The organism is Bacillus cereus group sp. MYBK216-1 (assembly GCF_051916495.1).
GTDB lineage: Bacteria > Bacillota > Bacilli > Bacillales > Bacillaceae_G > Bacillus_A > Bacillus_A thuringiensis_K.
In genome coordinates, this window is sequence record NZ_JBQAGT010000020.1 from 1 (window position 1) to 26,376 (window position 26,376).

The window sequence follows — 26,376 nt, forward strand, 5'->3', positions numbered from 1 at the left end:
TAATGATGGCAGAGAGGTCACACCCGTTCCCATACCGAACACGGAAGTTAAGCTCTCTAGCGCCGATGGTAGTTGGGACCTTGTCCCTGTGAGAGTAGGACGTTGCCAGGCTAATATTATTCCGCAGTAGCTCAGTGGTAGAGCTATCGGCTGTTAACCGATCGGTCGTAGGTTCGAGTCCTACCTGCGGAGCCATTATGCTTCCATAGCTCAGCTGGTAGAGCACTTCCATGGTAAGGAAGAGGTCACCGGTTCAAGCCCGGTTGGAAGCTTGGGAATAGGTTTAAAACTTTTTTGGCCCGTTGGTCAAGTGGTTAAGACACCGCCCTTTCACGGCGGTAACACGGGTTCGAATCCCGTACGGGTCACCACTTTTGGAGGATTAGCTCAGCTGGGAGAGCACCTGCCTTACAAGCAGGGGGTCGGCGGTTCGATCCCGTCATCCTCCACCATATATATTTAAAATGTCGGAGGGGTAGCGAAGTGGCTAAACGCGGCGGACTGTAAATCCGCTCCTTCGGGTTCGGCAGTTCGAATCTGCCCCCCTCCACCATTTTCTTTAAAATAACCTGAGAGGGTTTATTTTTTTGAAAAGATAACCATACTAGTAAATATTAATGGGCTATAGCCAAGCGGTAAGGCAACGGACTTTGACTCCGTCATGCGCTGGTTCGAATCCAGCTAGCCCAGCCATTTACGAGCCATTAGCTCAGTTGGTAGAGCATCTGACTTTTAATCAGAGGGTCGAAGGTTCGAGTCCTTCATGGCTCATCATTTTTGCGGAAGTAGTTCAGTGGTAGAATACAACCTTGCCAAGGTTGGGGTCGCGGGTTCGAATCCCGTCTTCCGCTTAATTAAGGGGCCTTAGCTCAGCTGGGAGAGCGCCTGCCTTGCACGCAGGAGGTCAGCGGTTCGATCCCGCTAGGCTCCATCTAAATAAAAAAGCTTACATCATATGATGTAAGCTTTTTTTGTGTTCAAAAAGACAACTTTTATACTTGTCGTTTAAAATGAAGAAAACGTAAAAATAAGGGATGGGGAGATAATTGTGAAAGTTGTTATTGCATCTGATTCATATAAAGAAAGCCTAAAAGCTATAGAAGTATGTGGAGCTATTGAAAGAGGTTTTAGAGCAATTTTTCCTAATGCAGAGTATGTGAAAATACCAATTGGAGATGGAGGAGAAGGGACGGTTGAATCACTTGTTGATGCTACAGGGGGGAGAATTATATCAATTAGTGTGACAGGACCGCTTAGAGAAGGTATACAAGCTTTTTATGGCATTTCTAAAGATAAAAAGACAGCGTTTATTGAAATGGCAGCAGCATCAGGATTACAGCACGTTCCAGTTGAAAAGCGCAACCCACTTATTACAACGACAAAAGGAACAGGAGAACTTATATTACATGCGCTAGATCAAGGAGTGGAGTACATAATTTTAGGACTTGGAGGAAGTGCTACAAATGATGGTGGGACAGGTATGTTAGCAGCTTTAGGAGTAAGATTTATAAATGACAAGGGTGAAGTAATAGATCCATCTGGAGGCACATTACATTCGATTGTTGCTATTGATTTTTCACGAATGGACCCCCGCTTAAAGGGGGTAAAGATAGAAGCGGCATGTGATGTGGATAATCCATTAGTCGGAATGCAGGGAGCATCTTTCATATTTGGGAGACAAAAGGGTGCAAATGTAGAGATGATGAAAGAGCTAGATGAGAATTTACAACATTATGCGAATATGCTTAAACGATATGTATCTTTTGATGTATCTGAAATACCTGGTGCAGGGGCAGCGGGAGGAATGGGAGCGGCTGTTATTTCAGTGTTAAAGGGAGACTTGCGGAGAGGCATTGAAATTGTATTAGATTATACAAATTTCGATAAACATATAGAAGATGCAAATCTCATTATAACTGGTGAAGGTAGAATAGATAAACAAACTGCATATGGAAAGGCTCCTGTGGGTGTTGCGGGGCGTGCAAAACGTTTTTCTGTGCCTGTAATTGCTATTGGAGGGTCTGTATCACCTGATTATTCAGCTGTGTACGAGAAAGGAATAGATGCGGTATTTAGTATTACAACGAGACCGATGACACTAGAAGAAGCATATAAAGTAGCAGAAGAAAATATTGAAATGACAACAAAAAATATTGCAACAGTATGGAAAATAGCATCAGAAAAACACTTCTAAATGTAGGAGTGTTTTATTATTATTATTTAATAATAGTGATTGCGATTGTTTCATTAAGTTAACTTTATACATAGAATAGTTTTAAAATTTGATTTTCAGTATAAATATAAGTGAATAAATTGTATATCCATACAGAAAAATGTCGAGTTGAGTCAGACTATATAAAAGATTTAAAATATTTAGTGAAGGCATAAAAGGGGGATACTATCTATGAAAAAAGAAATCTCAGTTATTGGAGTTCCAATGGATTTAGGACAGATGCGCCGTGGAGTTGATATGGGACCGAGCGCGATCCGTTATGCAGGGGTAATTGAAAGAATTGAAGAAATTGGATATGAAGTTAAAGATATGGGAGATATATGTATAGAGAGAGAAAAAGAGATAGATGAAAATACAAAATTAAGAAACCTTACACAAGTTGCAACTGTATGTAATGAATTAGCAAGTAAGGTGGATCATATTATAGAAGAAGGTCGTTTTCCACTTGTATTAGGTGGTGACCATAGTATTGCTATCGGTACATTAGCTGGTGTAGCAAAACATTATAAAAACTTAGGCGTTATTTGGTATGATGCACACGGTGATTTAAATACAGAGGAAACTTCACCATCTGGAAATATTCATGGTATGTCACTTGCAGCAAGTTTAGGTTATGGACATTCTTCACTTGTAGATTTATACGGAGCATATCCAAAGGTGAAAAAAGAGAATGTCGTAATTATCGGTGCGCGTGCATTGGATGAAGGAGAAAAAGATTTCATTCGCAATGAAGGTATTAAAGTGTTCTCAATGCATGAAATTGATCGTATGGGGATGACGGCTGTTATGGAAGAAACAATCGCATATTTATCTCATACTGATGGTGTACACTTATCATTAGATTTAGACGGTCTTGATCCTCATGATGCACCAGGTGTTGGAACGCCTGTAATTGGCGGTCTATCTTATCGTGAAAGTCATTTGGCGATGGAAATGTTAGCAGAAGCTGATATTATCACATCTGCTGAATTTGTTGAGGTAAATACGATTTTAGATGAGAGAAATAGAACGGCAACAACAGCAGTTGCTTTAATGGGTTCTTTATTCGGTGAAAAACTAAAATAAATGTAAGAAAAGCAACTGAGAAGTTGCTTTTTTTATTTGAAAATAGGCGTATAATAATGATTTATATTATACTGTACAATAAAAATGTTTGACATCTTACCAATTTGAGCTAAAGGGGGTTGTTTGTAATTGTCGTTTGTTTCATGTATGGTATAATTAACTAGTTGTTGGAAATACATACAGATAGAGCATAAAACAATATTTCAATATATGGATAGAATTGCTCGTAAGTAGGAGGAAGGGATAGCATGCCTTTTGAAGATACGACCATTTTGAAATATCTTAGTACGGCATTAGATATTGCCATTGTATGGTTTATTATATATAAGCTAATTCTTATAATCCGAGGGACGAAAGCTGTTCAACTTTTAAAAGGGATTACAGTTATTATCGTCGTTAAGATGATCAGTATTTTCCTTGAATTGCGTACGCTATCTTGGCTAACTGAACAAGTATTAACGTGGGGATTTTTAGCCGTTATTATTATCTTTCAGCCAGAATTGCGAAGAGCACTTGAGCAGCTAGGGCGCGGAAGCTTATTTTCGCGTGTTGGAACGCATGAGGATGATGAACCTGAAATGGTTGCAACAGCGATAGCAAAAGCAACCGAATATATGGGGAAACGTAGAATTGGTGCATTAATTACTTTGTCAAAAGAGACCGGTATGGGTGATTATGTGGAAACGGGTATTCCGCTGAATGCAAACGTATCATCGGAATTACTTATTAATATTTTTATTCCAAATACACCTCTTCATGACGGAGCGGTAATTATGCAAGGAAGTACAATTAAAGCAGCAGCATGCTATCTTCCATTATCAGAAAGTCCGTTTATTTCTAAAGAATTAGGAACTAGACATCGTGCTGCAATGGGAGTTAGTGAAGTTACTGATAGTATTACAGTAGTTGTGTCTGAAGAAACTGGTCAAATTTCTTTAACGAAAAATGGTAAGTTGCATCGTGATTTGAAGACAGAACAGCTGAAGGATATGTTATTAGCTGAATTTAGTGGAAACGAAAAAACGACTTCTTCGTCTTTATGGAATTGGAGGAGAAAGCGTCATGGATAAGTTAATGGAGAATCATTGGTTTTTAAAAGGGATCTCATTACTATTGGCGTGTATGCTTTTTATGTCAGCGACGTTAACTGAAAAAAATACGACATCAGGTATATTACCTTTTGCAAATGATACGAAAGAAACATTAACTAATTATGCTATTAATCTTAAGTATGATGAGGAGAAATATATTGTAAGTGGTATTCCAGCAGAGGGCGTTAAGGTGAAATTAGAAGGCCCAAAAGCATCAGTTGCTACAGCAAAAGCAAAAAAACAATTTGATATACCGATTGATTTGCGAGATAGTCCAAAAGGAACTTATGAGATTTCTTTAAAAACGAACGGGCTTCCAGATGATGTGAAAGGAACAGTTCAGCCATCAACAATTAAAGTTACTCTGCATGAAAAGGCGAGAAAATATGTTCATGTAGATCTGAAATTATCAAATGAGGATCAGATGCCAGCGGGGGCTACACTAGAAAAATCAAGCCTTAAACCGGATACTGTTGAGGTAGTTGGGACGAAAGAAGAAATTGAAAGTATTTCATCTGCCAAAGCGTATGTTGATTTAAAAGGTGTTAATAAAACTGTTACAAAAACGCCCGAAGTTACATTATACAATAAAGAAGGAAAACGTTTAAATGTAAGAACAAGTCCATCTAAGATTAGTGTAACGTTGAATGTGGCAATGCAAACTACAGCCAATAATACTGAAAAAACTGTTCCTGTAACGTATACGAAGAAGGGGAGTTTAGCAGAAGGATTGGCAGTTACAAATATCAGTGTTGAGCCGAGAGAAGTAACGATAGCAGGTCCAAAAGATATTTTGGATAATATACAATCGCTAGAGGGGGTCGAAGTAGATCTTAGTCAATTGACAGAGTCTACAACATTCGATGCCTCTGTTTTATTACCCAAGGGTGTAACAAGTGCAAAACCGAATCAAGTGAAGGTTTCGGTGGGAGTGCAAAAAACAAAACAAACGAAAACAAAAACGATTGATGGTATCCCAATCCAGAAAAATGGACTTTCTAAAGATGTTACTGCTCAGCTACTTTCGCCGCAAGATGGAAAGATAAGTGTTGATATTTCAGGAGAAGCAAGTATAGTAGATAAAATAACAGCTGCTCAAATAACAGCGGTAATTAATCTGCAAAATGTATCTCCAGGAACGAAAGATATTTCCATTCAAGTGAGTGGTCCTGGTAATATTTCAATAGAACCAAAACAAAAAAGTGCTAAAGTTACTATTGTGAAGAAAGAAAAACCAGATAAAGAAGTACAGGGTAACGGTCAACAACCGGATTCAAACACCGATCAAGAAAATCAAAATGAGAAACCAAAAAATCCTGAACCTGATTCAGAAAAAGAACAGGAAAAGAATCAAAACCAAAACCAAAATCAAAATCAAGATAAAGAAACGAGTCAAGAACCAACAGTAGATAATCACAATCAAAAAGAGCAAGAAAAAGGAGCGAATCATAATGGGTAAATATTTTGGTACAGATGGAGTACGCGGAGTTGCAAATAAGGAGTTAACACCTGAATTAGCTTTCAAAATTGGACGTTTTGGTGGTTATGTATTAACAAAAGATACAGATCGTCCAAAAGTAATCATCGGTCGTGATACACGTGTATCTGGCCATATGTTAGAAGGAGCTTTAGTAGCAGGGCTATTATCAACTGGAGCAGAAGTAATGCGCCTTGGCGTTATTTCTACACCGGGCGTTGCTTATTTAACAAAAGCACTAGACGCACAAGCGGGTGTTATGATTTCTGCATCTCATAATCCAGTACAAGATAACGGTATTAAATTCTTTGGTTCAGACGGCTTTAAATTAACAGATGAGCAAGAAGCTGAGATTGAAGCTTTATTAGACAAAGAAGTTGATGAACTACCACGTCCGACAGGTACTAATCTTGGACAAGTGAGCGATTACTTTGAAGGTGGACAAAAATATTTACAGTACATTAAACAAACTGTTGAAGAAGATTTCTCCGGCCTACATATCGCTTTAGATTGTGCACATGGTGCAACTTCTTCTCTAGCTCCATACTTATTTGCAGACCTAGAAGCTGATATTTCAACAATGGGAACTTCTCCAAATGGTATGAATATTAATGAAGGTGTAGGATCTACACATCCAGAAGGCTTAGCTGAATTGGTAAAAGAAAAAGGAGCGGATATCGGACTTGCTTTTGATGGCGATGGCGACCGTTTAATTGCTGTAGACGAAAAAGGAAACATCGTTGACGGTGATCAAATTATGTTCATTTGTGCGAAGTATATGAAAGAAACTGGTCAATTAAAACATAATACAGTTGTTTCAACTGTTATGAGTAACTTAGGTTTCTACAAAGCACTTGAAGCAAATAATATTACAAGTGATAAAACAGCAGTTGGTGACCGCTACGTAATGGAAGAAATGAAGCGCGGAGGTTACAACTTAGGTGGAGAACAATCAGGCCATATTATCTTACTTGATTACATTACAACTGGTGATGGAATGTTAAGTGCACTTCAACTTGTAAACATCATGAAAATGACGAAAAAGCCATTATCTGAGCTTGCAGGAGAAATGACGAAATTCCCACAATTGCTAGTAAACGTTCGTGTAACAGATAAAAAATTAGCATTAGAAAACGAAAAAATTAAAGAAATTATTCGTGTTGTAGAGGAAGAAATGAACGGTGATGGCCGTATTCTTGTTCGTCCATCTGGAACAGAGCCACTTATTCGTGTAATGGCAGAAGCACCAACACAAGAAGTTTGTGATGCATATGTACATCGCATTGTAGAAGTTGTGAAAGCTGAAGTTGGCGCTGAATAATTAGCTGAATTTATATGAAAAAGGAGCACAAAAAGTGTTCCTTTTTCATATGTTTTATAGACAATGAAAAAAATTTCATTGACGGTTTATCCATGTTTGTTATAAGATGGTCTTGTTCTTTTTCTCAAAGGAAATATTGTAAATTATAAAAGCGCCAGAACTACAAATAGTGTAGTTGACGAGGTGGGGTTTATCGAGATTTCGGCGGATGACTCCCGGTTGTTCATCACAACCGCAAGCTTTTACTTAAATCATTAAGGTGACTTAGTGGACAAAGGTGAAAGTGTGATGAGAGAAGAGGAACGGATGAAAACTAGCTGTATAAGTATATACGGACTTAAACCCAATCGAGAGGAAGGTGAAAGCCGTTACAAGCTTACAGGGCTAGCAATATGTAATCCGTTTTTTAGTATAAATAAAAATGGTATCGGACTATGTCGTTACATGTTCGCAGAGCAGTGTAAGCATTTGTAACGGCGACTAAACATGTGTGGAATCGTAGGATTTATTGGAGAGCAAGATGCAAAGGAAATTTTATTAAAAGGTTTAGAAAAGCTAGAATATCGTGGATATGATTCAGCAGGTATTGCAGTACAAGCAGAGAACGGTGTTGTTGTATACAAAGAAAAAGGCCGTATCGCAAAACTTCGTGAAATCGTAGATGAGAACGTAGCAGCAAGCGTAGGTATCGGACACACACGCTGGGCTACACACGGTGTTCCAAGTAAAGTAAACGCGCATCCGCATCAAAGTACATCAAAACGCTTTACATTAGTTCATAACGGTGTAATTGAAAACTATGAATTAGTGAAAAAGGAATATTTACAAGATGTAACGTTCGTAAGTGAAACAGATACAGAGGTTATCGTACAGCTTATGGAACAACAAGTGAGCACAGGATTAAGTGTAGAAGAAGCGTTCCGTAATACACTATCTCTTTTACATGGCTCTTATGCAATCGGATTACTTGATGCTGAAAATCCAAACATGATTTATGTTGCTAAAAACAAAAGCCCGCTATTAGTAGGTGTTGGTGACAACTTTAATGTTGTGGCAAGCGACGCTATGGCGATGTTACAAGTTACAGATCAATTTATTGAGTTAATGGATAAAGAAATCGTAATTGTAACGAAAGAAAGTATTACAATTAAAAACTTACAAGGTGAAACGATTGAACGTGCACCGTTTACAGCGGAATTAGACGCAAGTGATATTGAAAAGGGAACATATCCTCATTTCATGCTTAAAGAAATCGATGAGCAACCACTTGTAATCCGTAATATAATTCAAAAGTATCAAGATGAAAATGGCGAAATTGAATTAAATCAAGACATCCGCAATGCGATTTTAGATAGCGATCGTATTTACATCATTGCATGTGGAACTAGTTATCATGCAGGTCTTGTTGGAAAACAATTTATCGAGAAGTTTGCAAAAATGCCAGTTGAAGTACACGTGGCAAGTGAATTCTCTTATAACATGCCATTATTAACAGAAAGACCATTCTTCATTTACATTTCACAAAGTGGTGAAACAGCTGATAGCCGTGCAGTACTTGTGCAAACAAATGAAATGGGCCATAAAGCCTTAACAATTACAAACGTGCCTGGTTCTACACTTTCTCGTGAAGCTGATTATACACTTCCGTTATACGCTGGACCAGAAATTGCAGTTGCATCAACGAAAGCTTACACAGCACAGCTTGCAGTACTTTCAATTTTAGCAGCTGATATTGCTAAAGCAAAAGGTGAAGTTCTTGATTTCGATTTAACACACGAACTAGGACTTGTAGCAAATGCAATGATAGAACTTTGTGATCAAAAAGAAGAAATGGACGCATTAGCAAAACAATTTTTAGCAACAACGCGTAACTGTTTCTTCATCGGACGTAGCGTAGACTTCTACGTAGGATTAGAAGGCGCGTTAAAACTAAAAGAAATCTCTTACATCCAAGCAGAAGGATTCGCTGGAGGAGAGTTAAAACACGGTACAATCGCTTTAATTGAAAATGGTACACCAGTTATTGCACTTGCTACACAAGAGCACGTAAACCTTGGAATTCGTGGTAACGTGAAAGAAGTAGTAGCACGCGGAGCTAACCCATGTATCATCTCAATGAAAGGCTTAGAAATGGAAGGTGACAGCTTCGTATTACCAGCTGTACACGAAGCACTAGCACCGCTAGTAGCAGTTATTCCATTACAACTTATCTCATACTACGCAGCACTTCACCGCGAGTGTGACGTTGATAAGCCACGTAACTTAGCTAAGTCTGTTACTGTTGAGTAGGACGTTGGTAGGTTAATAAATATAGTATGCGTTTGAAATAAATTTTGATAGTTTATAAAAAAGTCTGATCGTTTATAATAAATTAAAACTAAGAAAAAAACTCTGTAAAAATCATTTTACAGAGTTTTTTTTAGTTATTTATTGTTTTACATAACAAATTGTTACTTGTTCGTCTATGTGGAAAATCTGTAATGCTTTACCATCTAAATTTTTAACCTCATATGATGAATAAATAGGTCTTTCCAATTTCACTTCTTGACCATTTTGAGTTCCTTTTTCCACCATTAGCGTTAACTGATGGGAAGAAACGTCTGCTTGGTATGTTCCTGTTAAGTAATTATCTTTATTTGGATAAGAACCATTTGCATATGTTTCAAATGTCTTATCTGCTTTTAGGACTAACGTAGTTTTGACTCCGTCTCCGTAATCAATACCCCAATTACCTACAAGCTCTGTACCGTCTTTATAGTTGTTCTGTACATTCTTAAACTTAGCGGAATCCTCGTCTGGTGTATCAATTTTTCCTTTGAATATACCAGTTTTATCTTGGGTACTGTATGTTTTAACTGTATTACCACTAGATAAACTCGGTGAGTTAGAAGAACTAGTACCACTTGTTGTAGAAGTAGTTGTTGAACCACCCTTAGCTTCCGCTTTTAACTTATCAAATACAGGTTTCCAAATGCGTTTTGCTTCATCTAATTTATTGTTTGCTTTATCTATGATTGCATCATCCGTATCTTTAAGTGTTTTAGAGTAATCAAATAACTTCGATACTTCTTTGAAAGACTCTTTTAACTTTTGAACAGCTTTTACAATTTCCTTATGGTCTTCCTTGTATTTTCCTGGTGCATCTATACGCTCTATTTTATTAAATACTTTATCTAAGTCTTTAATACTATCTCGTACCTCTTCATTTGACTTACTTCCCTTTTTATTATCCCTTACAGAAGCATCATAGTAATCTAGACGTCTTAATAAGTCTTCTTCAATGTCTACCATAAGTTGTGGGTAATCCTCAGGTAAAACCATAATCATCTTAACATCTTTACTTTCTTCTTTCGAGTTAGTTGATTTTTCCTTTGTTTCAGATGATTTACTTTCTGACTTAGTTGAACTTGTTCCTTCTGTCGTAGTTTCTTTACTTTCTTGTTTACCAGATTCAGCATTTGTTTTTTCTTTTTCTCCAAATAAACTAGTTACACTACAAGCTGACATAGAAACTACTAATCCGGATGCTAGTAAAATTTTACCTGTACTCTTTTTGAAATTCTTCATATGATTTTTCAATTCTCCCTCTAAAAACATAAAATAGATGTGCTTTAGCCCCTTTAAAACTAAAAAACATACCCCTTCTATATTTATTTTATAATACCTTTCTATGTGTAATATTTTACAATTAATTACAGATGCAGTCAAAGTTTATCTTAGTTTAACGATGTTCATAAAAAAGATGCGAAGCTTTATTCCTTCAAGTAAAGATTCTAAGTGAGTTTTGATTAAAATTTTTTTATAAAAATCTCATACTTAGTTAAAAAGAGTAATTCTATTTTGATCAATCGTTTTTTCAAAATGGATTTTTTTGTTGTTAAATAAAGATTTGTGACTTCATTTTTATCAAATTTTATTCCAAACCAACATATAGTTATAGCTTTAAAATAAACTTACAAATTTGTATCTAAAAGGGGTGTTTTTGTGTCGAAAAAGAACATCTAGAATTGGTAAGCGGATAGAACCCTATAGATTAAAGTTTTACTTTATCGAATTCACTTTTATTTATCTGAATTTTCCATTATCATTTTAAGTATTCGTGAACAATTTCCTTTATTACGACAAAAAGAGACGAGAGATTTATGGACATTTCAAGGGGGTATATTGATTAAAGTGAATGAAAAAACATATTTAAGTATAGAAGAGATTATTTCATTACCAACCTTATCAAGTACAAACATAAGTGATGATGGTAAAAACGTAGCATTTGTTAAGAAGACGGCTGATTGGAAAGAAAATACATATAGGAATCATGTATGGATATATGAAAAAGATAAGAAGCAGAGTTACCCATTATCAAATGGGGATATAGATAGTACACACCCATTATGGTCTCCAGATGCTAGGTGTATCGCATATCTTAGTCCAGTTGGTGATGGGAAAAATCAGATATTTGTTAAGTCACTAGATGGTTATAGAGAGGTTCAAATTACTGATGAGAAAGAAGGAGTCAGTACATTCAAATGGGGTCCTACTGGCAAGGGTCTTTATTATGTTACGCAGTCAAAAGAATGTGAGGAGATAAAGAAACGTAAGGACCTATATGGAGATTTTCAACATATAGGTAAGGAACACCAGAATAATTGTTTATATTACATTGAAATAGAAAAGGTGATACAAAGTAATACAGATGAACACGAGAACAGAGTTGTTTATCAATTAACGGATGGTAAGGATTTTCATATCCATGAATTTGATATTTCAAATGATGGTAAAAAGGTTGTATTTATGGCGACACCAAGCTCAAATATGGAAGATTATATAAATGGAGATCTATACATACTCCATATTAAAGCTGGAGAGCTACAAAAGCTGAATGTGAATAAGTTGTTGGGAGGGAGTGTTTGCTTTTCTCCTGACGGCAGTAAAATATGTTACACAGCAAGCATAAGAGAGAAGGATTACTATAGAAACCATATACAAGATAGTACGTTAGAGATATATGATATAAATACCGGAGAGCTAATTCAACTTTTAACAGATTTTGATAGTACGGTTATGCCATTACAGTGGACAGCTAAAGGGGTTTTAATTAGGTGGCAGAATAAAACGAATTATCTTATTGGATTGCTAGCCGAAGATGGCACTGTGGAAATATTAAGCGAAAAAGTAGATGGCTTTATAATGGATGCTTCTATAACAAAGGATGGCAAACATATATCCTACAATAAGGCAATAACAAATGAAACCTTTGAAATCTATTTAGACGATAAAAAAATAACGAATGAAAATAGCTTTTTCAAAGGGAAACTTAGAAGTAACAGGGAAATCATCTCATGGAAAAGTAGCGATGATCTTGAAATAGAAGGTGTTTTATCAACGCCAGTAGAGTTTGACACTAATAAAAAATATCCTTTATTAGTAGTAATTCACGGCGGTCCGGCTTGGGCATCTTTTCCGATATTTTCAGACTGCTTCAATGAGAAATATCCGATTGAACAGTTTATTGAAAAAGGCTTTATCGTTTTAGAACCAAATTACAGAGGAAGTTCAGGTTATGGTAATGAATTTTTAAAAGCTAACTATAGAAAACAGGGGATTGCTGACTACGATGATGTTATATCTGGAGTGGATGAACTAGTAGAAAAAGGGATGGTAGACAAGGATAGGGTAGGAGTTATGGGATGGAGCAACGGTGGATATGTATCAGCTTTCTGTTCTACATTTAGTAGTCGATTTAAAGCTATTTCAGTTGGCGGTGGAATCACTAACTGGAGTACCCATTATGTAAATACAGATATACCTTACTTTATTAGAATGTATTTAGGAAATACTCCATGGAATGATCCAGAGATATATACGAAGACATCACCTATGACGTATATTAAATCAGCTTGTACGCCTACCTTAATTCAACATGGGGAAAAGGATGCAAGAATTCCAATTACAAATGCATATGATCTATATCAAGGATTAATGGATATGGAAGTTGATACAGAATTAATTATATTTAAAGGAATGGCATATAGTTCTGACCAACCAGGAGTTCATGTAGCTATTATGAAGCAGAACTTGATGTGGTTTTCACACTATATTCTTGGAGAGAGTATGGAGGGTTTTAGGACTTTGTAATGGGTGTTTGTACAAGACATAAGGTTGAAACGGTCTTCATATTGAGATGATTTATTATAAAATATATACTTAAACTACTATCAGTACATACATTAGGGAGGACTAATATGACAGGGAATAAAAATGACTTACTAGTAGAAAAACGTGAAGAGTTATTGAAAGTATTGCAAGTTCGTTTTGAGAAAAACATGAACCGCCATGAAGGTCTTGAATGGGCTAAAGTTGAAGCGAAGATAGAAGGTAATGCTGAAAAATTATGGTCACTTAACGAAATGGAAGTAACTGGCGGTGAGCCGGATGTTGTCGGTTATGATGAAGAAAAGGACGAATATACTTTCTATGATTGTTCAAAGGAGAGTCCTAAAGGTCGCAGAAGTCTTTGTTATGATCTTGAAGCGTTAGAATCAAGAAAAAAACATAAACCAGAAAATAACGTTATTGATGTTGCCAATGCTATGGGCATTGAACTATTAACGGAAGAACAATATCGGGAATTGCAACAACTTGGCGATTTTGACATGAAATCATCAAGTTGGGTACAAACACCTTCAGATATTAGAGAACTCGGTGGTGCTCTATTTTGTGATTATCGTTTTGGACATGTTTTCGTGTACCACAATGGAGCAGACTCTTACTATGCTGCCAGAGGTTTTCGTGGCTCGTTAAAAGTTTAAATTAGGATAAATAAGAAAAAGAGCCTATATTCAGGCTCTTTTTCTTATTTATATTTTAAAAGTAAACTGTTACTACGCAGTTTTACTTAATTTATATGTTCCGTGGTTGTTTTTACGGAAAAGTTTAGGGAAAACAGAGCCATCTAATCCAATACGTCCAGCGTTCTGCCCTGCAACTAAAATGAACATAGTCAAAATAAGCAGGTTTGGGTTTACACTAACAGTTCCACTTAATAAAAATGAAAGATTCATTATGATTCCGAAAAATGCAGCTGTTTTTGTTAGTCCGCCTAAAATTAAACCTAGACCTACTAAAATTTCTCCCCATTGAACTAAAAAGCTAAATAGGTCTGCGTTTGGAAGGACAAAATGTTGAAGAAAATCTGCCCACCAACTTTGTACTGCAGGGTGGTCACCAGATGCTTGAGCAATAGCACCCTTTAGAAAGCCACTTGCGTCAAAAGATTGTCCGAAGACTTTGCCTATCCCAGCAGCGAGCCATGTATATCCTATGTAAAGCCGTAAAAGTAATAATATGAAAGTAGCACGTTTATCAGTTCTTAAAAAATTGATAACCATTGAAATCCCTCCAATATTGTATTTACAAGTTTATTATATATCCATTGTGAAAAAATTCACAATGGATATAACGTGAACAAGGATAGGCTGTGAGTAATTGTTTTATTTTTTGTAACATTTTATCTGTTTTGGTAAACTAAGAATAGAGATATATGGAGAGGAGACAACGACTCAATATGTGGATGAACTTGTAATGATTAGAAACTACTAGATAGATGAATTTTTCCCTCATAAGCGAGGGTTTATTTAGTTATCTGTAAATCATTCAAGGAATGCATATTTGGCTTGTATATCCCTTTTGTAAGGATAGATACCTATTTTATGTATCTGTCTTTTTTGTGGGAAAGTTTATATCTCTTATATAAAATATGCGTCCTTTAAATTTGGAGGAGTATATGATAAACCAATTAAAAAATAAGGTAGCAGTTATTACAGGGGTAAGTCGTCTAGATGGTATAGGCGCAGCGATTTGTAAAGAATTAGCTGAATCAGGATACGATATATTTTTTACGTATTGGACAGCTTACGATAAAGAGATGCCTTGGGGCATTGATGAAAATGAACAAATACAATTAAAAGAAGAGCTATTACAAAAAGGTGTTAGAGTATCGAGTATGGAGTTAGATTTAACTCAGAATGATGCACCGAGAGAGCTTATAAATAGAGTTACTGAACAAATTGGATACCCTCATATATTAATTAATAATGCAGCGTATTCTACGAATAATGATTTCTTTAATTTGACTGCTGAAGAATTGGATAGGCATTATATGGTGAATATTCGTGCGACTACATTGCTCAGTAGTCAATTTTCCCGGGGATTTGATAAGAAATCTGGTGGTAGAATTGTGAATATGACTTCGGGGCAATTTCAAGGTCCTATGGCAGGAGAACTAGCTTATGCGACAACGAAGGGAGCTATTGATGCTCTTACTAGTACGTTGTCAGCAGAGGTAGCTCATTTAGGAATAACAGTGAATGCAATTAATCCAGGACCAACCGATACAGGATGGATGACTGAAGAGATAAAACAAGGGTTAAAGCCGATGTTTCCTTTTGGCAGAATTGGTGAGCCAAGGGATGCAGCTAGACTCATTAAATTTTTAGTAAGTGAAGAAGCTGAGTGGATTACTGGGCAAGTTATTCATTCAGAAGGTGGATTTAAAAGATAAAAAGAAGGTATCTCACCTTGGTGAGATACCTTCTTTTTTAATCTTTCTTCAGTCTTCGTGCAACACCATTCCCTAAAGATTGTAATCCTTGAACGAGGATAATTAAAATAAAGACCGTTGCATACATTACTTCAGGCTCGTAGCGTAAATGTCCGAAGCGGTATGCTAAATCCCCTAATCCGCCAGCCCCTACAAGGCCAGCCATTGCTGTTGCGCCAATTAAGCCAATTGTTGCAATTGTTAATCCAAGTACAAGGGAGGGACGAGCTTCTTTCACCATGACGTGCCAAATGATTTTTATAGTAGAGACTCCCATCGCTTGGTAGGCTTCAATGACACCGCGATCGACTTCTAGTAAAGCTGTCTCCATTAAACGTGCGATATAAGGGGCTGTGAAGACGACAAGCGGTACGATAACACCTTGCACGCCAATGGATGTTCCCATTAGAAACTTTGTAAAAGGCAAGATAAAGAATAATAGAATGATAAATGGAAGAGAGCGAATAACATTAATAACCGTATTAAGAATAGGATAGATGATTTTATTTTCACGCTGCCCACCAGGTCTCGTTAAAACAAGTGTGACGCCAAGTGGCAGTGCAATAAGGATCGAGATGAGTAATGAAATAGATGTCATTTGAAAGGTTTGGATTGTGGCTTCCCATATGACTTTACCCCATTCATCCAAAAAGGACTTGTTTCCCATAATCTGTTCTACCTCCTTCTACGATGATTCCTTGCTCTTGTAAAAATGATAAAGCACGGTGGATTTCATTTTGTTCCCCTTGCATATGAACGACTAGTTTCCCATATGCTTCATGTTTTAACTGCGTAATATTACCGGATAAAATATTCGGATACACTTGGAAACGTTTTGTGGCAACGGCTAAGGCAGGTTCCCCTGAAGTAGTGCCAATAAATGAAAGTGTTACAATTTCTCCAGTACGTTGTAGTTCTTTCTGTACCTCTTCTGGAATTTTCGCTGCAAATGCGCTATTTACAAATTTCTTCGTTGTTACATGTTGTGGGTTTGTGAAAATATCTTTTACAGTTCCACTTTCGACTACAGATCCATGTTCCATAACAGCAACGCGGTCACATATACGCTGGATGACATTCATTTCATGTGTAATGAGTAAAATCGTAATTCCGATTTCTTCGTTAATCTTTAATAGCAAATCAAGGATAGAATCGGTTGTTTCTGGATCTAATGCGCTCGTTGCTTCATCACTTAATAACACTTCAGGTTCATGTGATAGCGCACGAGCAATTGCAACACGCTGTTTTTGACCACCAGAAAGTTCGCTTGGATACGCATCTTTTCGATTAAAAAGATCGACAATGCGTAAATACTTTTCTACTCTTTTTTCAATTTCTGCTTTTGGAATGCCAGCAAGCCGTAACGGTAATGCGATATTTTCATAAACGGTAACAGTTTTAAGTAAATTGAATCCTTGAAAGATCATTCCGATTTTTTGTCTCGCTTTTGCTAGTTCTTTTGTCGATAACGTTGTTAAGTCTTGTTCGTTTACAATGATATTTCCTGTCGTTGGTTTTTCTAATAAATTTACACATCGAATCAATGTACTTTTACCAGCGCCACTATACCCAATGATTCCAAATACCTCGCCTTTTTCTACTTTAAGGGAAGTAGACTTAAGAGCCTCAACATTCCCTTTTTTTGTTGTAAATACTTTGGATATGTTTTGTAATTCAATCATTATCGTCAGCTCCTACCAAGATGGTAAAACTGAACCATCAAATTTTTTCTCGATAAACTCTTTTACTTCTTTAGATTGATAAGCTTTCTTTAATTTATTTACAACGGCATCATCTTTATTTTCAGTACGAACAACAACCCAGTTCACATATGGTGAATCTTTTCCTTCGCGGAAAATAGAATCTTTCGCTGGACTTAATTTTGCACCTAATGCAAAGTTTGTGTTAATTGCAGCTGCTTTCACTTCACTTAGTTGCGTTGGTAATTGAGATGCCTCTAATTCGACAATCTTTAATTTTTTTGGATTTTCAATTACATCTTTTGCAGTCGCTTTTTCTGTAGCCTTTGGATCAACTTTTAAAACCCCTGCTTTTTCAAATAATTTTAAAGCTCGAAGTTCATTTGTTGGGTCATTTGGTACAGCAATTGCGTCGCCCTCTTTTAAATCTTTTACATCTTTTACATCTTTAGAATATACGCCCATAGGGAATGTTACTGTTGAAAATACTTCAGTTAATTTCATATTGCGTTCAGCTTTAAATACATCTAAATAAGATTTCGTTTGGTAGCTATTTACATCAAGGCTTTTTTCATCTAATGATACGTTTGGCGCTACATAATCATTAAATACTTTTATATCAATTTCGAGACCATCTTTTGCTGCAACTTCTTTTACCTTTTCAAAAATTTGTTCATGTGGTCCACCTGTTACACCGACAGTAATCTTTTTCTCGTCTAATGCTTTTACCTCTTTATTTGAACTCACGCTACATGCGCCTAATAACAATACTGCTCCGCTTACAATGCTTAATAATACCTTTTTCATCTATAAATCCCCCTTCATATACGTTCCAAAATAAAAAGCACCTCCCAAAAATAAGAGAGGTGCCGAATAGACGAAATAGATTCCTCTCTTATCTTCCAAAACGAAAAATCGTTTTGCAGGAATTAGCACCTTAGCTTATACGTCATAAGCTCGGTTGCCGGGCATCATCGGGCCAGTCCCTCCGCCACTCTTGATAAGAGTATGTGTATGTAGTTTTAAATATGGTACTAATAGTAAATCGTACAAAAAGAATTGTCAATAATATTTTCAGAATATATTTTATTTTAAGGTAATCGAAACGTTTCCCTTTTTATGTCCTTTTTCTACATATATATGAGCTTCAGCAATTTCTTCTAATCGGTAAGTTCTATCAATAACAGGTTTTAGCTTTTCTGTTTCAGCTAGTTGTTTTAGCAGGTTCATATCTTCTTTACTGACCTTTGCCATCATTCCGTTCACAGATACATATTTTCCATTAGGCATTAATGCATCTGTACAAAGAGACTTTTTATATTTTCCAACTGCATCAAATATAATATCGTAGTGCTCGCCCTGCTTAGTAAAATCTTCTTTCATATAATCAATTACGTTGTCTGCCCCTAATGTTGTTACTAAATCGAAATTCGAACTACTACAAATGGCTGTGACAGTCGTCCCGAAGTATTTAGCAAGTTGTATGGCAGCTGTCCCTACTGACCCAGAGGCGCCGTATATAAGTACTCGTTGCCCTTTTTTTATCTGTCCTTTTCTAAGGAAGTGTAATGCTGAAGTTCCGCCAAAAGGAATAACGGCAGCTTCTTCATATGTCACATTGGTAGGTTTTAATGCTATTAATCCACTTTCATGCACGCATGTGTATTCCGCATAACCACCAAGGTTTAGTTCTGTTAATGCAAAAACTTGATCTCCCTTTTTAAATTGTGTTACATCTGTTCCAATGTCTTCGATTTCACCGGATAACTCTACGCCAAGTATAGGTTTTCTCGGTTTTCTGAAACCTAATATGATCCGCATAGGAATCCAAAATAAGGGGGGGCTATTAAAGCCACGTATTCTACAATCTCCAGTCGATACACTTGTTGCGTGAATTTTAACTAATACTTCATTTTTTTTAGGTTTAGGCTTTTCTACATTTTGAAGCTGGAGAACATTAGGTGGTCCGTACTTTGTACAAATAATCGCTTTCATAATGACCTCCTGAAATGAGTTGTTATTATTTACAACATATTTAAAGTTTTTCTCAAACATGTTGCTATATAGAAAATAAATTTAAAGATAAATATTACGAATTATATAGATTTCATAGGAAAAGAGATGATATTATTTTTGGGAAGGAGGGGACGTTATGAAAAAACTTATTTTAATTTCAAGTTTAGTACTTGCAGTCGGTCTAGGAGTAGGGTGTAGTAATGAGAAAACAAAAAAGACTGACGAACCGAAAAAAGAAGCTGTGCAGAAGGAAAAGGAATTAACAGCGAAGGATGTTTTTAATAAAGCGAATGAAGTTTTTAAAAACGAAGAAAATGTAACGATGACATATGATGTGGGAATAAAGGCTGAAGGAACAGAGATGAATGTAATAAAGGCTAAAATGCAACTAGAGCCGAAGAAAAAAAATTCTCGTTCTGAAATGAATGTTTCTGGTACAGAGGTTGTTGTTTATGATGTGGGTGGCAAAATTGCTGGTCAGTTAAAAAATCCTAATACGGGTGAAATTATGTCTGTACCAGAGGAACAATTGAATGCTAACGGAATGAACGCGACTCAAGGAATGGTAGATAATTTAGAGATTCCATCGGAAATTTTAAATAAAGTGAAGATGGAGAAAAGTGGAGATAATTATAAGCTGAAGTTTGCATTAAAAGGGCAAGAGACAGAGAGTATGCTAGCTAGTATGGATGAAAAGCAGAAACAAATGCTACAAGGCCAAAATGCAAAGATAGAAGAAATAGATGGGGAATATATTATTACAAAAGAATTTAAATATGAATCAGCAAAGATAGATATGGTTATGAGTAGCAATGGTGAGGATAAAGCGCACATTATTACGGATGCAAAGTTTACATCGTATGATAAATTTGATCCAATACAATTGCCAGCAGCAAAGTAATCACTGTCAAGAGAGGTACCTGAAAGAACGGGTATCTCTTTTTGTTGCTAATAAGGAGAGTGTCCTTTGAAAAAAAGAAAGATAGCAGTGGTCATTGTCGCATATACGGTTTTGCTTGCAACGTCTGTACATACGTATAAAAAACAAATTGATCATCCTATTATGAGTGATGTAGGTAAATTGCTTCCGACAAAAATAAAACGTGTTGAAAGTGCTACGGAAGAGCACTCGTTAATAAAATTAGTGCGAGATGCAAAAGTTTCAGGAGAGAAAATTTCCATTGCAGGCATGCAACATAGCCAAGGAGGACAGACATATTATCCGAATGGCACGATGCTCGATATGAAAGGATATAATAAAATATTAGAATTTGATCCAGAGAAGAAGCGGATTACAGTGCAAAGTGGTTTCACCTGGAATGATATTCAGAAGAAAATAAATCCTTATGGCCTTGCGGTACAGGTCATGCAGTCTCAAAATATTTTTACTGTTGGCGGTTCATTAAGTGTAAATGTACACGGGCGTGATATTCGTCATGAGGCACTGATTGATACAGTAGATTCATTTAGATTGTTAATGGCAGATGGCACGGTACGTAATGTAAGTAGAGAAGAAAATGCAGAGTTATTTCCATATGTCATTGGGGGTTACGGTTTATTTGGAGTTATTTTAGATGTGACGCTGAAGTTAACAGATGATGAATTATATGAAATGCACACGAGAATGATAGATTATAAAGAATACGTATCTTATTTCAAAGAGAAAGTGAAAAGAGATGAGAATGTTCGTATGCACTTAGCGCGTATTTCTGTTGCTCCAAATTCATTTTTAAAAGAGATGTATGTGACAGATTATACTTTGGCACAAAATCAAAATATGAGAGAAGAGTACAGTGAATTAAAGGAAGAAAATATTATAGCTGTACCGAAATTTTTACTTGGGTTATCACGTTATAGTGATTGGGGAAAGAATACATTTTGGGATATACAAAGAGGTTATTTTGAACGTACAGATGGAAAGTATGAGACGCGTAATAATGTTATGAGATCAGATAGTGCTTTTATGGAATATGAAAATCCAAATAGGACCGAAGTGTTACAAGAATACTTTGTGCCTATAGATGCTTTCACAGAGTATATAGATGATCTACGTAACGTATTAAATGAAGAAGAGTTTAATTTACTCAACATTACGATTCGTTACGTGGAAAAGAATGAAAATGCAGTTTTGTCCTATGCGAAAGATGATATGTTTGCGCTGGTTCTTTTGATTAACCAGGGACGCTCAGAGAGTGAGATAAAGAAAACAGAGGATGTCATTCGCAAGATGATTGATGTTACTTTAAAGCATAACGGTAGTTACTATTTGCCGTATTATTCTTATCCAACGAAAGAGCAGTTAAAGAGGGCATATCCTCGTATTGAAGAATTTCTCAAGAAAAAGAAGGAAGTAGATTCAGAAGAGAGATTTGTGAATTTATTTTATAGGGAGTATACGAAATGACATATAGAAGATTTGTGGCCTCGCAAAGTATCATCATGATGGCAGGAAGTATGGTATTTCCTTTTTATATATTATTGCTTCGAAACGTTGGAAATAGCTTCTCGCAATTTGGCTGGGCGTATGGCTTATTTGCTTTAACATCAGCACTTGTATATCCACTAGTGGGGAAGGTATCTGATCAAGTAGGTGATAAAAAATTATTAATCATATACGCTTGGTCCATGGCAATCTTAATGCTTTGCTTTCCAATTGCCACGGAAGTTTGGCATGTGTATATTCTTCAAATTGTAATGGGCGTTTTAGGTGCTGTGCAGCGTAATACTGAGAAGACTTCGTTAGCACGAAAGGTTGCGCAGGAAAAGGCTGGTTATGAGATTGGAAAATACCATGTGTGGACATCCATTGGCGGAGCAGTAGCGGTTATTGCCACGGGATATTTAGTAGATTTCTTTACGATTGGTACAATTTTTTATATTGCATCTATTCTATATGTAGTGAGCGGGATTGTATTAAGTAGTAAAAAAATATAACTATTCCTATTTTCACCTTAATACCCTTTATTTGTTATACTAAAAGGGAATACAAAAGAAAAGGGGACAGTGCCTTTGATGAAATTTGTAGTTTTAGCTATTCTTACTTTGTTTTTGATTCCATGGACAAGAAGTAGTAGTAAGCTTCGAGCAGTGGATAAGAAGGGAGATAAGAAGATTGTAAAGGGTAAGAAATCATCTATTTTAGTTATTCCTGTTTTATTTTGGATAGGTATTGCAATCTATGAATACTTTTGGCTAATTGATGATCGAGTAGATTCGATTCTTACTCATTATTCTGTTGCAGTAGCAATTTTAATTGGGCTTGTTTTATTTTCACAAGATCAAATAGGGAAATTAGAAGGTACATTAAAAGGACTTCTAATGTTTATTTTACTCGCAGGTTACGGCTACTTTGGTTATTTGCACGATATAGTAATCTCGCAAAAGAAATATGATTCTGTTGTTAAGGTAGAGAAAGATATTTCAGAGCCATTTACTGAAAATGACCAGCCGTTTACAGTGCCGCCAAAGACAGCGGAGAATAAGATGAAAAAAGTATTTGGTGATATTCCAAAAGTAGCTTATTTTGAGCTAGGAGAATTAACGCCACAAATGGTAAACGGCGAGGCTTTATATGTAGCGCCGATTGAAGTTTCAGGATTTTTTAAAGCGCGTAAAGCTGAGACAATTCCAGGGTACGTAACGATGTCAGGTACGAATCCTGATGCGGAAGCGAAACTGCACCTCGGTTATAAAATGAAATATGTGCCAAGCATGTTTTTTGGTAATAATTTAGAGCGTGTGGTAAGGCAAGCAGAACCAAATTTAATCTTTAAAGGAAAACCTAAATTTGAGGTTGATGATAAAGGAAAACCATATTATACAATGACGTATGGTGAATTTATTTCAGGAAGATCTGGATTTGAGGTAGAAGGTGTTGTCGTAGTAGATGCACAAACAGGTGAAGTGAAAAGATATGATAAAGGAAAGGCACCTAAATTTGTTGATGGTGTATTAAATCATGAGACTGCATCTACGTTAAATACGTACTTTGGTAAATATATTCACGGATTTTGGAATACGAAATTCTCACAAACAGATATGAAAATTCCGACTGAGTGGGGAACGAAAGAAGGCGTGACCCCGATTTTTGGTAAAGATGGAACACTGTATTATTTTACAGACTTTACTTCTCCAAAAGAAGGAGTAGATTCAGCTCTAGGCTATTCATTAGTAGATGCACGCACAGGCAAGCTATATTACTATAATGGAAAAGAAGTAAAGGGGATTATGGATGGTTCAGCAGCTACAGAAGTAGTAGATAATTCCTTTAAGAGAGAGAAATGGCATGGGACAATGCCTGTCATTTATAACGTATACGGTAAACCAGCTTGGATTATTCCGGTTGTTGATGACGGAGGCCTAGTACGTGCGCATACAGTTGTATATGCTGCTAATGCAAAAATATTTGCAACAGGTTCTTCGCAGAAAGAAGCGCTTGAGAATTATAAAAACGTAATGAGCGGTAATGGTGATACATTTAGACCAACCTCAACAGGAAAAGAAGCGCAAAAAGAAGGTATTGTACAACGTGTATATAAAGAAAAATCAGGTGAAAATACAATCGTGTACGTACTTTTAGAGAATGAACAAAAGGTATTTATGATACCAGTGAAGAAATTCCCATATGCTATGTTTACAGAAGTAGGAGACCCAATTCAAATTACATATTTAGATACGGGAGAGACGATGGCCTCAGTATCTAAATTTACGAATAGCAATGTGAAAAAGTAAAGCGATAGAATTTCTATCGCTTTTTTTACATTATGAAAGAGGAAAATGCAATGTACTTGACGTATGTTTATGATGTAACTATAATTGTTACGATTCGGTGTGTATAGGAAAGGGTGAATTGGAAAAGTGAATGAAGTTAATCACGAAATATATAAACCTGTAAAGGCAAACAGGTTATGGATGATTCTTGTATTAGGAACACTTACGGCGATTGGGCCATTATCTATTGATATGTATTTGCCTTCATTACCGAAGTTAACGGATGACTTGCAAACAGGTGCATCCCTTGCGCAACTTACATTGACAGCTTGTTTACTTGGGCTTTCAGTAGGACAATTATTTGTCGGTTCGATTAGTGATATTTACGGAAGGCGCAAACCTCTTATTATTGCACTTATTATTTATGTAGCTTCTTCTTTACTTTGTGCTGTTGCGCCATCTATTTGGACATTAGTGTTATTGCGCTTCCTACAAGGAGCTTCAGGATCAGCCGGAATTGTTATATCACGTGCAATGGTAAGAGATATGTACTCAGGTTCTGAAATGACGAAGTTTTTCTCACTGCTTATGTTAGTAAACGGAGCAGCACCTATTTTGGCACCAATTATTGGAGGGCAATTGTTACAGTTTACAACGTGGCGCGGTGTCTTCATCGTCCTTGGGGCAATTAGCATATTCATGTTAATCTCAGCTACTTTCGTATTGCGCGAAACATTACCTCCTGAAGAAAGAGAAACGGGTGGTTTGTCAGGGACTTTGGCGACGTACGGGAAATTGTTAAAGGACCGTCTGTTTATGGGATATGCATTGTCACAAGGATTAGTAACAGCGGCAATGTTTGCATACATTTCGGGCTCACCATTTGTGTTGCAGAACATATACGGAGCATCACCACAGCAATTTAGTTTATTTTTTGCGATTAACGGCATCGGTATTATTATTGCTAGTCAGGTAACGGGTCGTTTAGCGGGGAAAGTAAATGAGAAGACATTATTTGTTGCGGGTATTATTATCGCAGCTGTTGGTGGTCTATCTTTACTACTGACAATTGTATTAGGAATAGGTTTAATTGGTGTTTTATGTTCGTTATTCCTTGTCGTATCAAGTGTCGGGGTTGTATCAACAACTGGGTTCTCATTAGCGATGAGAAATCAGAAGCAAGCTGCAGGAACAGCATCAGCTTTATTAGGTTTATTACAGTTTATTTCAGGAGCTCTTGTTGCTCCGCTAGTAGGTATCGGTGGAAGTAATACAGCATTACCGATGGGTGTTGTTATTGCGCTTTGTGAAGTAGGAGCAGTGTTATGTTATCTATTTATGGCTAGAAGAAGTGAGAAGCAGTTTGAACTGCAACAAAAACAAAATCTAGAGGCTTAACAAAAAAGAACTGATTCAAAGGGAATGTTTGGATCAGTTCTTTTTTTCATTTCTTTGAAATACCTCATACAGTTTTGTAAGGTGATGTAGTAAAGCATTGCAAAAGTTATTTGTATAAAGTGACGATACTGTGACAAACATGTTGGTATATATATTACGATGTCGTCTTAAGTGTAAAAAGTAGGATGTTCTCGGTATAATAACAAGTGGAGATAAAAGAAACTATAATGAGTAATAGTTGTAGATAAAAGGAGAAGAAGAGATGAAGAAGGTTTTGGGTATTGCCGTAATGGGAGGAATGCTCCTTCTAGCAGGGTGTAATGGAAATAAAGATACGAAAGAACCGAAAGAAAAGGTAGAGCAATCTACAGAACAAACAGAAGAGATGAAAGAATACCGTGCAGTACATGAAAAATATGATTTGAAAATGAATAAAGAAATTAATAAAGCACTGCAGTTATTTGAAGTAGCAAAAGAAAAGGGCGGTAAGGAAATAACGACTGCTACATATAAAGAAGATGTGCAAAAGGTAACAACGAGCATGTTAGAAGATATTGATCATATACGTAAAGAAATTCGTGTGCCGAAGTCGAAAGAGCAAGAACATGAAGTATATATTGGTTTCTTGAATGAATCGGAGCAAGCGATGAAAAAATTACAGAAGTTAGCTAAAGAAGAAGATTCATCGTTGATTCGTGATATAGAAATTAATTTTGCAACAGCATCGACATACTATAAACGTTTTCAAGCAGAAACGAAAAAATAACCT

General features: G+C 36.3%; 22 protein-coding genes, 9 tRNA genes, 1 rRNA gene and 1 riboswitch. Of the genes, 26 read left to right on the top strand and 6 right to left on the bottom strand.

Annotated elements, in window-relative coordinates:
• From rrf to glmS, 17 genes are all read left to right on the top strand, one after another.
• Positions 1–111 (top strand): 5S ribosomal RNA (gene rrf, locus ACTFRH_RS29055); the annotation flags it as partial.
• Between the two features lie 9 nt (positions 112–120).
• Positions 121–195: transfer RNA gene (locus ACTFRH_RS29060), tRNA-Asn, on the top strand.
• A 4-nt stretch (positions 196–199) separates the two neighbouring features.
• Positions 200–272 (top strand) — tRNA-Thr (locus ACTFRH_RS29065).
• Positions 273–296: 24 nt separating this feature from the next.
• Positions 297–371 (top strand) — tRNA-Glu (locus ACTFRH_RS29070).
• 5 nt (positions 372–376) lie between these two features.
• Positions 377–452: transfer RNA gene (locus ACTFRH_RS29075), tRNA-Val, on the top strand.
• Between the two features lie 17 nt (positions 453–469).
• Positions 470–553 (top strand) — tRNA-Tyr (locus ACTFRH_RS29080).
• 65 nt (positions 554–618) lie between these two features.
• Positions 619–693: transfer RNA gene (locus ACTFRH_RS29085), tRNA-Gln, on the top strand.
• Positions 694–698: 5 nt separating this feature from the next.
• Positions 699–771 (top strand) — tRNA-Lys (locus ACTFRH_RS29090).
• A gap of 8 nt (positions 772–779) precedes the next feature.
• Positions 780–851: transfer RNA gene (locus ACTFRH_RS29095), tRNA-Gly, on the top strand.
• Positions 852–858: 7 nt separating this feature from the next.
• Positions 859–931, top strand: a tRNA-Ala gene (locus tag ACTFRH_RS29100).
• 117 nt (positions 932–1,048) lie between these two features.
• Positions 1,049–2,194, top strand: a complete 1,146-nt coding sequence (locus ACTFRH_RS29105; RefSeq protein WP_000869591.1) for a glycerate kinase — start codon at positions 1,049–1,051, stop codon at positions 2,192–2,194.
• A 210-nt stretch (positions 2,195–2,404) separates the two neighbouring features.
• Positions 2,405–3,298, top strand: coding sequence for an arginase (rocF, locus tag ACTFRH_RS29110; RefSeq protein ID WP_000711575.1), 894 nt, complete (start codon positions 2,405–2,407; stop codon positions 3,296–3,298).
• A 248-nt stretch (positions 3,299–3,546) separates the two neighbouring features.
• The gene (gene cdaA, locus ACTFRH_RS29115; RefSeq protein WP_001115697.1) at positions 3,547–4,368 is read left to right on the top strand and encodes a diadenylate cyclase CdaA; all 822 of its coding nucleotides are present in this window, start codon (positions 3,547–3,549) and stop codon (positions 4,366–4,368) included.
• On the top strand, positions 4,361–5,848 hold the full coding sequence (locus ACTFRH_RS29120; protein WP_000359592.1) for a CdaR family protein: 1,488 nt from the start codon (positions 4,361–4,363) through the stop codon (positions 5,846–5,848). Before cdaA ends, ACTFRH_RS29120 begins: the two co-directional genes overlap by 8 nt.
• Positions 5,841–7,187 (top strand): phosphoglucosamine mutase, encoded by a 1,347-nt coding sequence (gene glmM / locus ACTFRH_RS29125; protein WP_000521476.1) that lies wholly within the window; start codon positions 5,841–5,843, stop codon positions 7,185–7,187. Before ACTFRH_RS29120 ends, glmM begins: the two co-directional genes overlap by 8 nt.
• A 288-nt stretch (positions 7,188–7,475) precedes the next feature.
• Positions 7,476–7,661, top strand: coding sequence for a hypothetical protein (locus ACTFRH_RS29130; RefSeq protein WP_001206405.1), 186 nt, complete (start codon positions 7,476–7,478; stop codon positions 7,659–7,661).
• 12 nt (positions 7,662–7,673) lie between these two features.
• A complete protein-coding gene (glmS, locus tag ACTFRH_RS29135; protein ID WP_000334163.1) occupies positions 7,674–9,476 on the top strand; it encodes a glutamine--fructose-6-phosphate transaminase (isomerizing) in 1,803 nt (600 codons plus the stop codon).
• A gap of 138 nt (positions 9,477–9,614) precedes the next feature.
• On the opposite strand, the gene ACTFRH_RS29140 is transcribed toward glmS, so the two are convergent.
• Complete coding sequence (locus tag ACTFRH_RS29140; protein WP_002163817.1) at positions 9,615–10,766, bottom strand: DUF3994 domain-containing protein; 1,152 nt, start codon at positions 10,764–10,766, stop codon at positions 9,615–9,617.
• A 588-nt stretch (positions 10,767–11,354) separates the two neighbouring features.
• On the opposite strand from ACTFRH_RS29140, the gene ACTFRH_RS29145 reads away from it, so the two are divergent.
• Both ACTFRH_RS29145 and ACTFRH_RS29150 read left to right on the top strand, forming a co-directional pair.
• Entirely contained in the window at positions 11,355–13,319 is a 1,965-nt protein-coding gene (locus ACTFRH_RS29145; RefSeq protein WP_033703492.1) for a S9 family peptidase, read from the top strand.
• Positions 13,320–13,426: 107 nt separating this feature from the next.
• Positions 13,427–13,993 carry a DUF4256 domain-containing protein gene (locus ACTFRH_RS29150; protein ID WP_000147399.1) on the top strand — a complete coding sequence of 189 codons (567 nt, stop codon included), beginning with the start codon at positions 13,427–13,429 and terminating at the stop codon, positions 13,991–13,993.
• 72 nt (positions 13,994–14,065) lie between these two features.
• Here ACTFRH_RS29150 and ACTFRH_RS29155 read toward each other — a convergent pair whose 3' ends face one another.
• Complete coding sequence (locus tag ACTFRH_RS29155) at positions 14,066–14,572, bottom strand: DoxX family membrane protein (RefSeq protein ID WP_000236365.1); 507 nt, start codon at positions 14,570–14,572, stop codon at positions 14,066–14,068.
• A 395-nt stretch (positions 14,573–14,967) separates the two neighbouring features.
• Between ACTFRH_RS29155 and ACTFRH_RS29160 the strand changes: the two genes are divergently transcribed.
• Positions 14,968–15,744: an SDR family oxidoreductase gene (locus ACTFRH_RS29160; protein ID WP_000609969.1), complete on the top strand. Its 777-nt coding sequence runs from the start codon at positions 14,968–14,970 to the stop codon at positions 15,742–15,744.
• Positions 15,745–15,781: 37 nt separating this feature from the next.
• On the opposite strand, the gene ACTFRH_RS29165 is transcribed toward ACTFRH_RS29160, so the two are convergent.
• From ACTFRH_RS29165 to ACTFRH_RS29180, 4 genes are all read right to left on the bottom strand, one after another.
• Positions 15,782–16,450, bottom strand: coding sequence for a methionine ABC transporter permease (locus ACTFRH_RS29165; RefSeq protein ID WP_000527154.1), 669 nt, complete (start codon positions 16,448–16,450; stop codon positions 15,782–15,784).
• Positions 16,425–17,465, bottom strand: coding sequence for a methionine ABC transporter ATP-binding protein (locus ACTFRH_RS29170; protein ID WP_000571620.1), 1,041 nt, complete (start codon positions 17,463–17,465; stop codon positions 16,425–16,427). Before ACTFRH_RS29170 ends, ACTFRH_RS29165 begins: the two co-directional genes overlap by 26 nt.
• Before the next feature lie 12 nt (positions 17,466–17,477).
• The gene (locus tag ACTFRH_RS29175) at positions 17,478–18,290 is read right to left on the bottom strand and encodes a MetQ/NlpA family ABC transporter substrate-binding protein (RefSeq protein WP_000756998.1); all 813 of its coding nucleotides are present in this window, start codon (positions 18,288–18,290) and stop codon (positions 17,478–17,480) included.
• 85 nt (positions 18,291–18,375) lie between these two features.
• Positions 18,376–18,490, bottom strand: a riboswitch (SAM riboswitch).
• 79 nt (positions 18,491–18,569) lie between these two features.
• Complete coding sequence (locus ACTFRH_RS29180) at positions 18,570–19,478, bottom strand: NAD(P)-dependent alcohol dehydrogenase (protein ID WP_000643867.1); 909 nt, start codon at positions 19,476–19,478, stop codon at positions 18,570–18,572.
• Between the two features lie 157 nt (positions 19,479–19,635).
• On the opposite strand from ACTFRH_RS29180, the gene ACTFRH_RS29185 reads away from it, so the two are divergent.
• The 6 genes from ACTFRH_RS29185 to ACTFRH_RS29210 all read left to right on the top strand — a co-directional run bounded on the left by ACTFRH_RS29185 (position 19,636) and on the right by ACTFRH_RS29210 (position 26,373).
• Positions 19,636–20,400: a hypothetical protein gene (locus ACTFRH_RS29185; protein ID WP_000733618.1), complete on the top strand. Its 765-nt coding sequence runs from the start codon at positions 19,636–19,638 to the stop codon at positions 20,398–20,400.
• A gap of 66 nt (positions 20,401–20,466) precedes the next feature.
• Positions 20,467–21,903, top strand: a complete 1,437-nt coding sequence (locus ACTFRH_RS29190; protein ID WP_000746285.1) for an FAD-binding oxidoreductase — start codon at positions 20,467–20,469, stop codon at positions 21,901–21,903.
• Positions 21,900–22,433, top strand: coding sequence for an MFS transporter (locus ACTFRH_RS29195; protein WP_000222367.1), 534 nt, complete (start codon positions 21,900–21,902; stop codon positions 22,431–22,433). The genes ACTFRH_RS29190 and ACTFRH_RS29195 overlap by 4 nt, the downstream gene beginning before the upstream one ends.
• A gap of 78 nt (positions 22,434–22,511) precedes the next feature.
• A complete protein-coding gene (locus tag ACTFRH_RS29200) occupies positions 22,512–24,230 on the top strand; it encodes a DUF3981 domain-containing protein (RefSeq protein ID WP_000674037.1) in 1,719 nt (572 codons plus the stop codon).
• Between the two features lie 117 nt (positions 24,231–24,347).
• Complete coding sequence (locus tag ACTFRH_RS29205) at positions 24,348–25,607, top strand: multidrug effflux MFS transporter (protein ID WP_232294088.1); 1,260 nt, start codon at positions 24,348–24,350, stop codon at positions 25,605–25,607.
• 262 nt (positions 25,608–25,869) lie between these two features.
• Complete coding sequence (locus ACTFRH_RS29210) at positions 25,870–26,373, top strand: hypothetical protein (protein ID WP_000756514.1); 504 nt, start codon at positions 25,870–25,872, stop codon at positions 26,371–26,373.
• Positions 26,374–26,376: the final 3 nt, after the last annotated feature.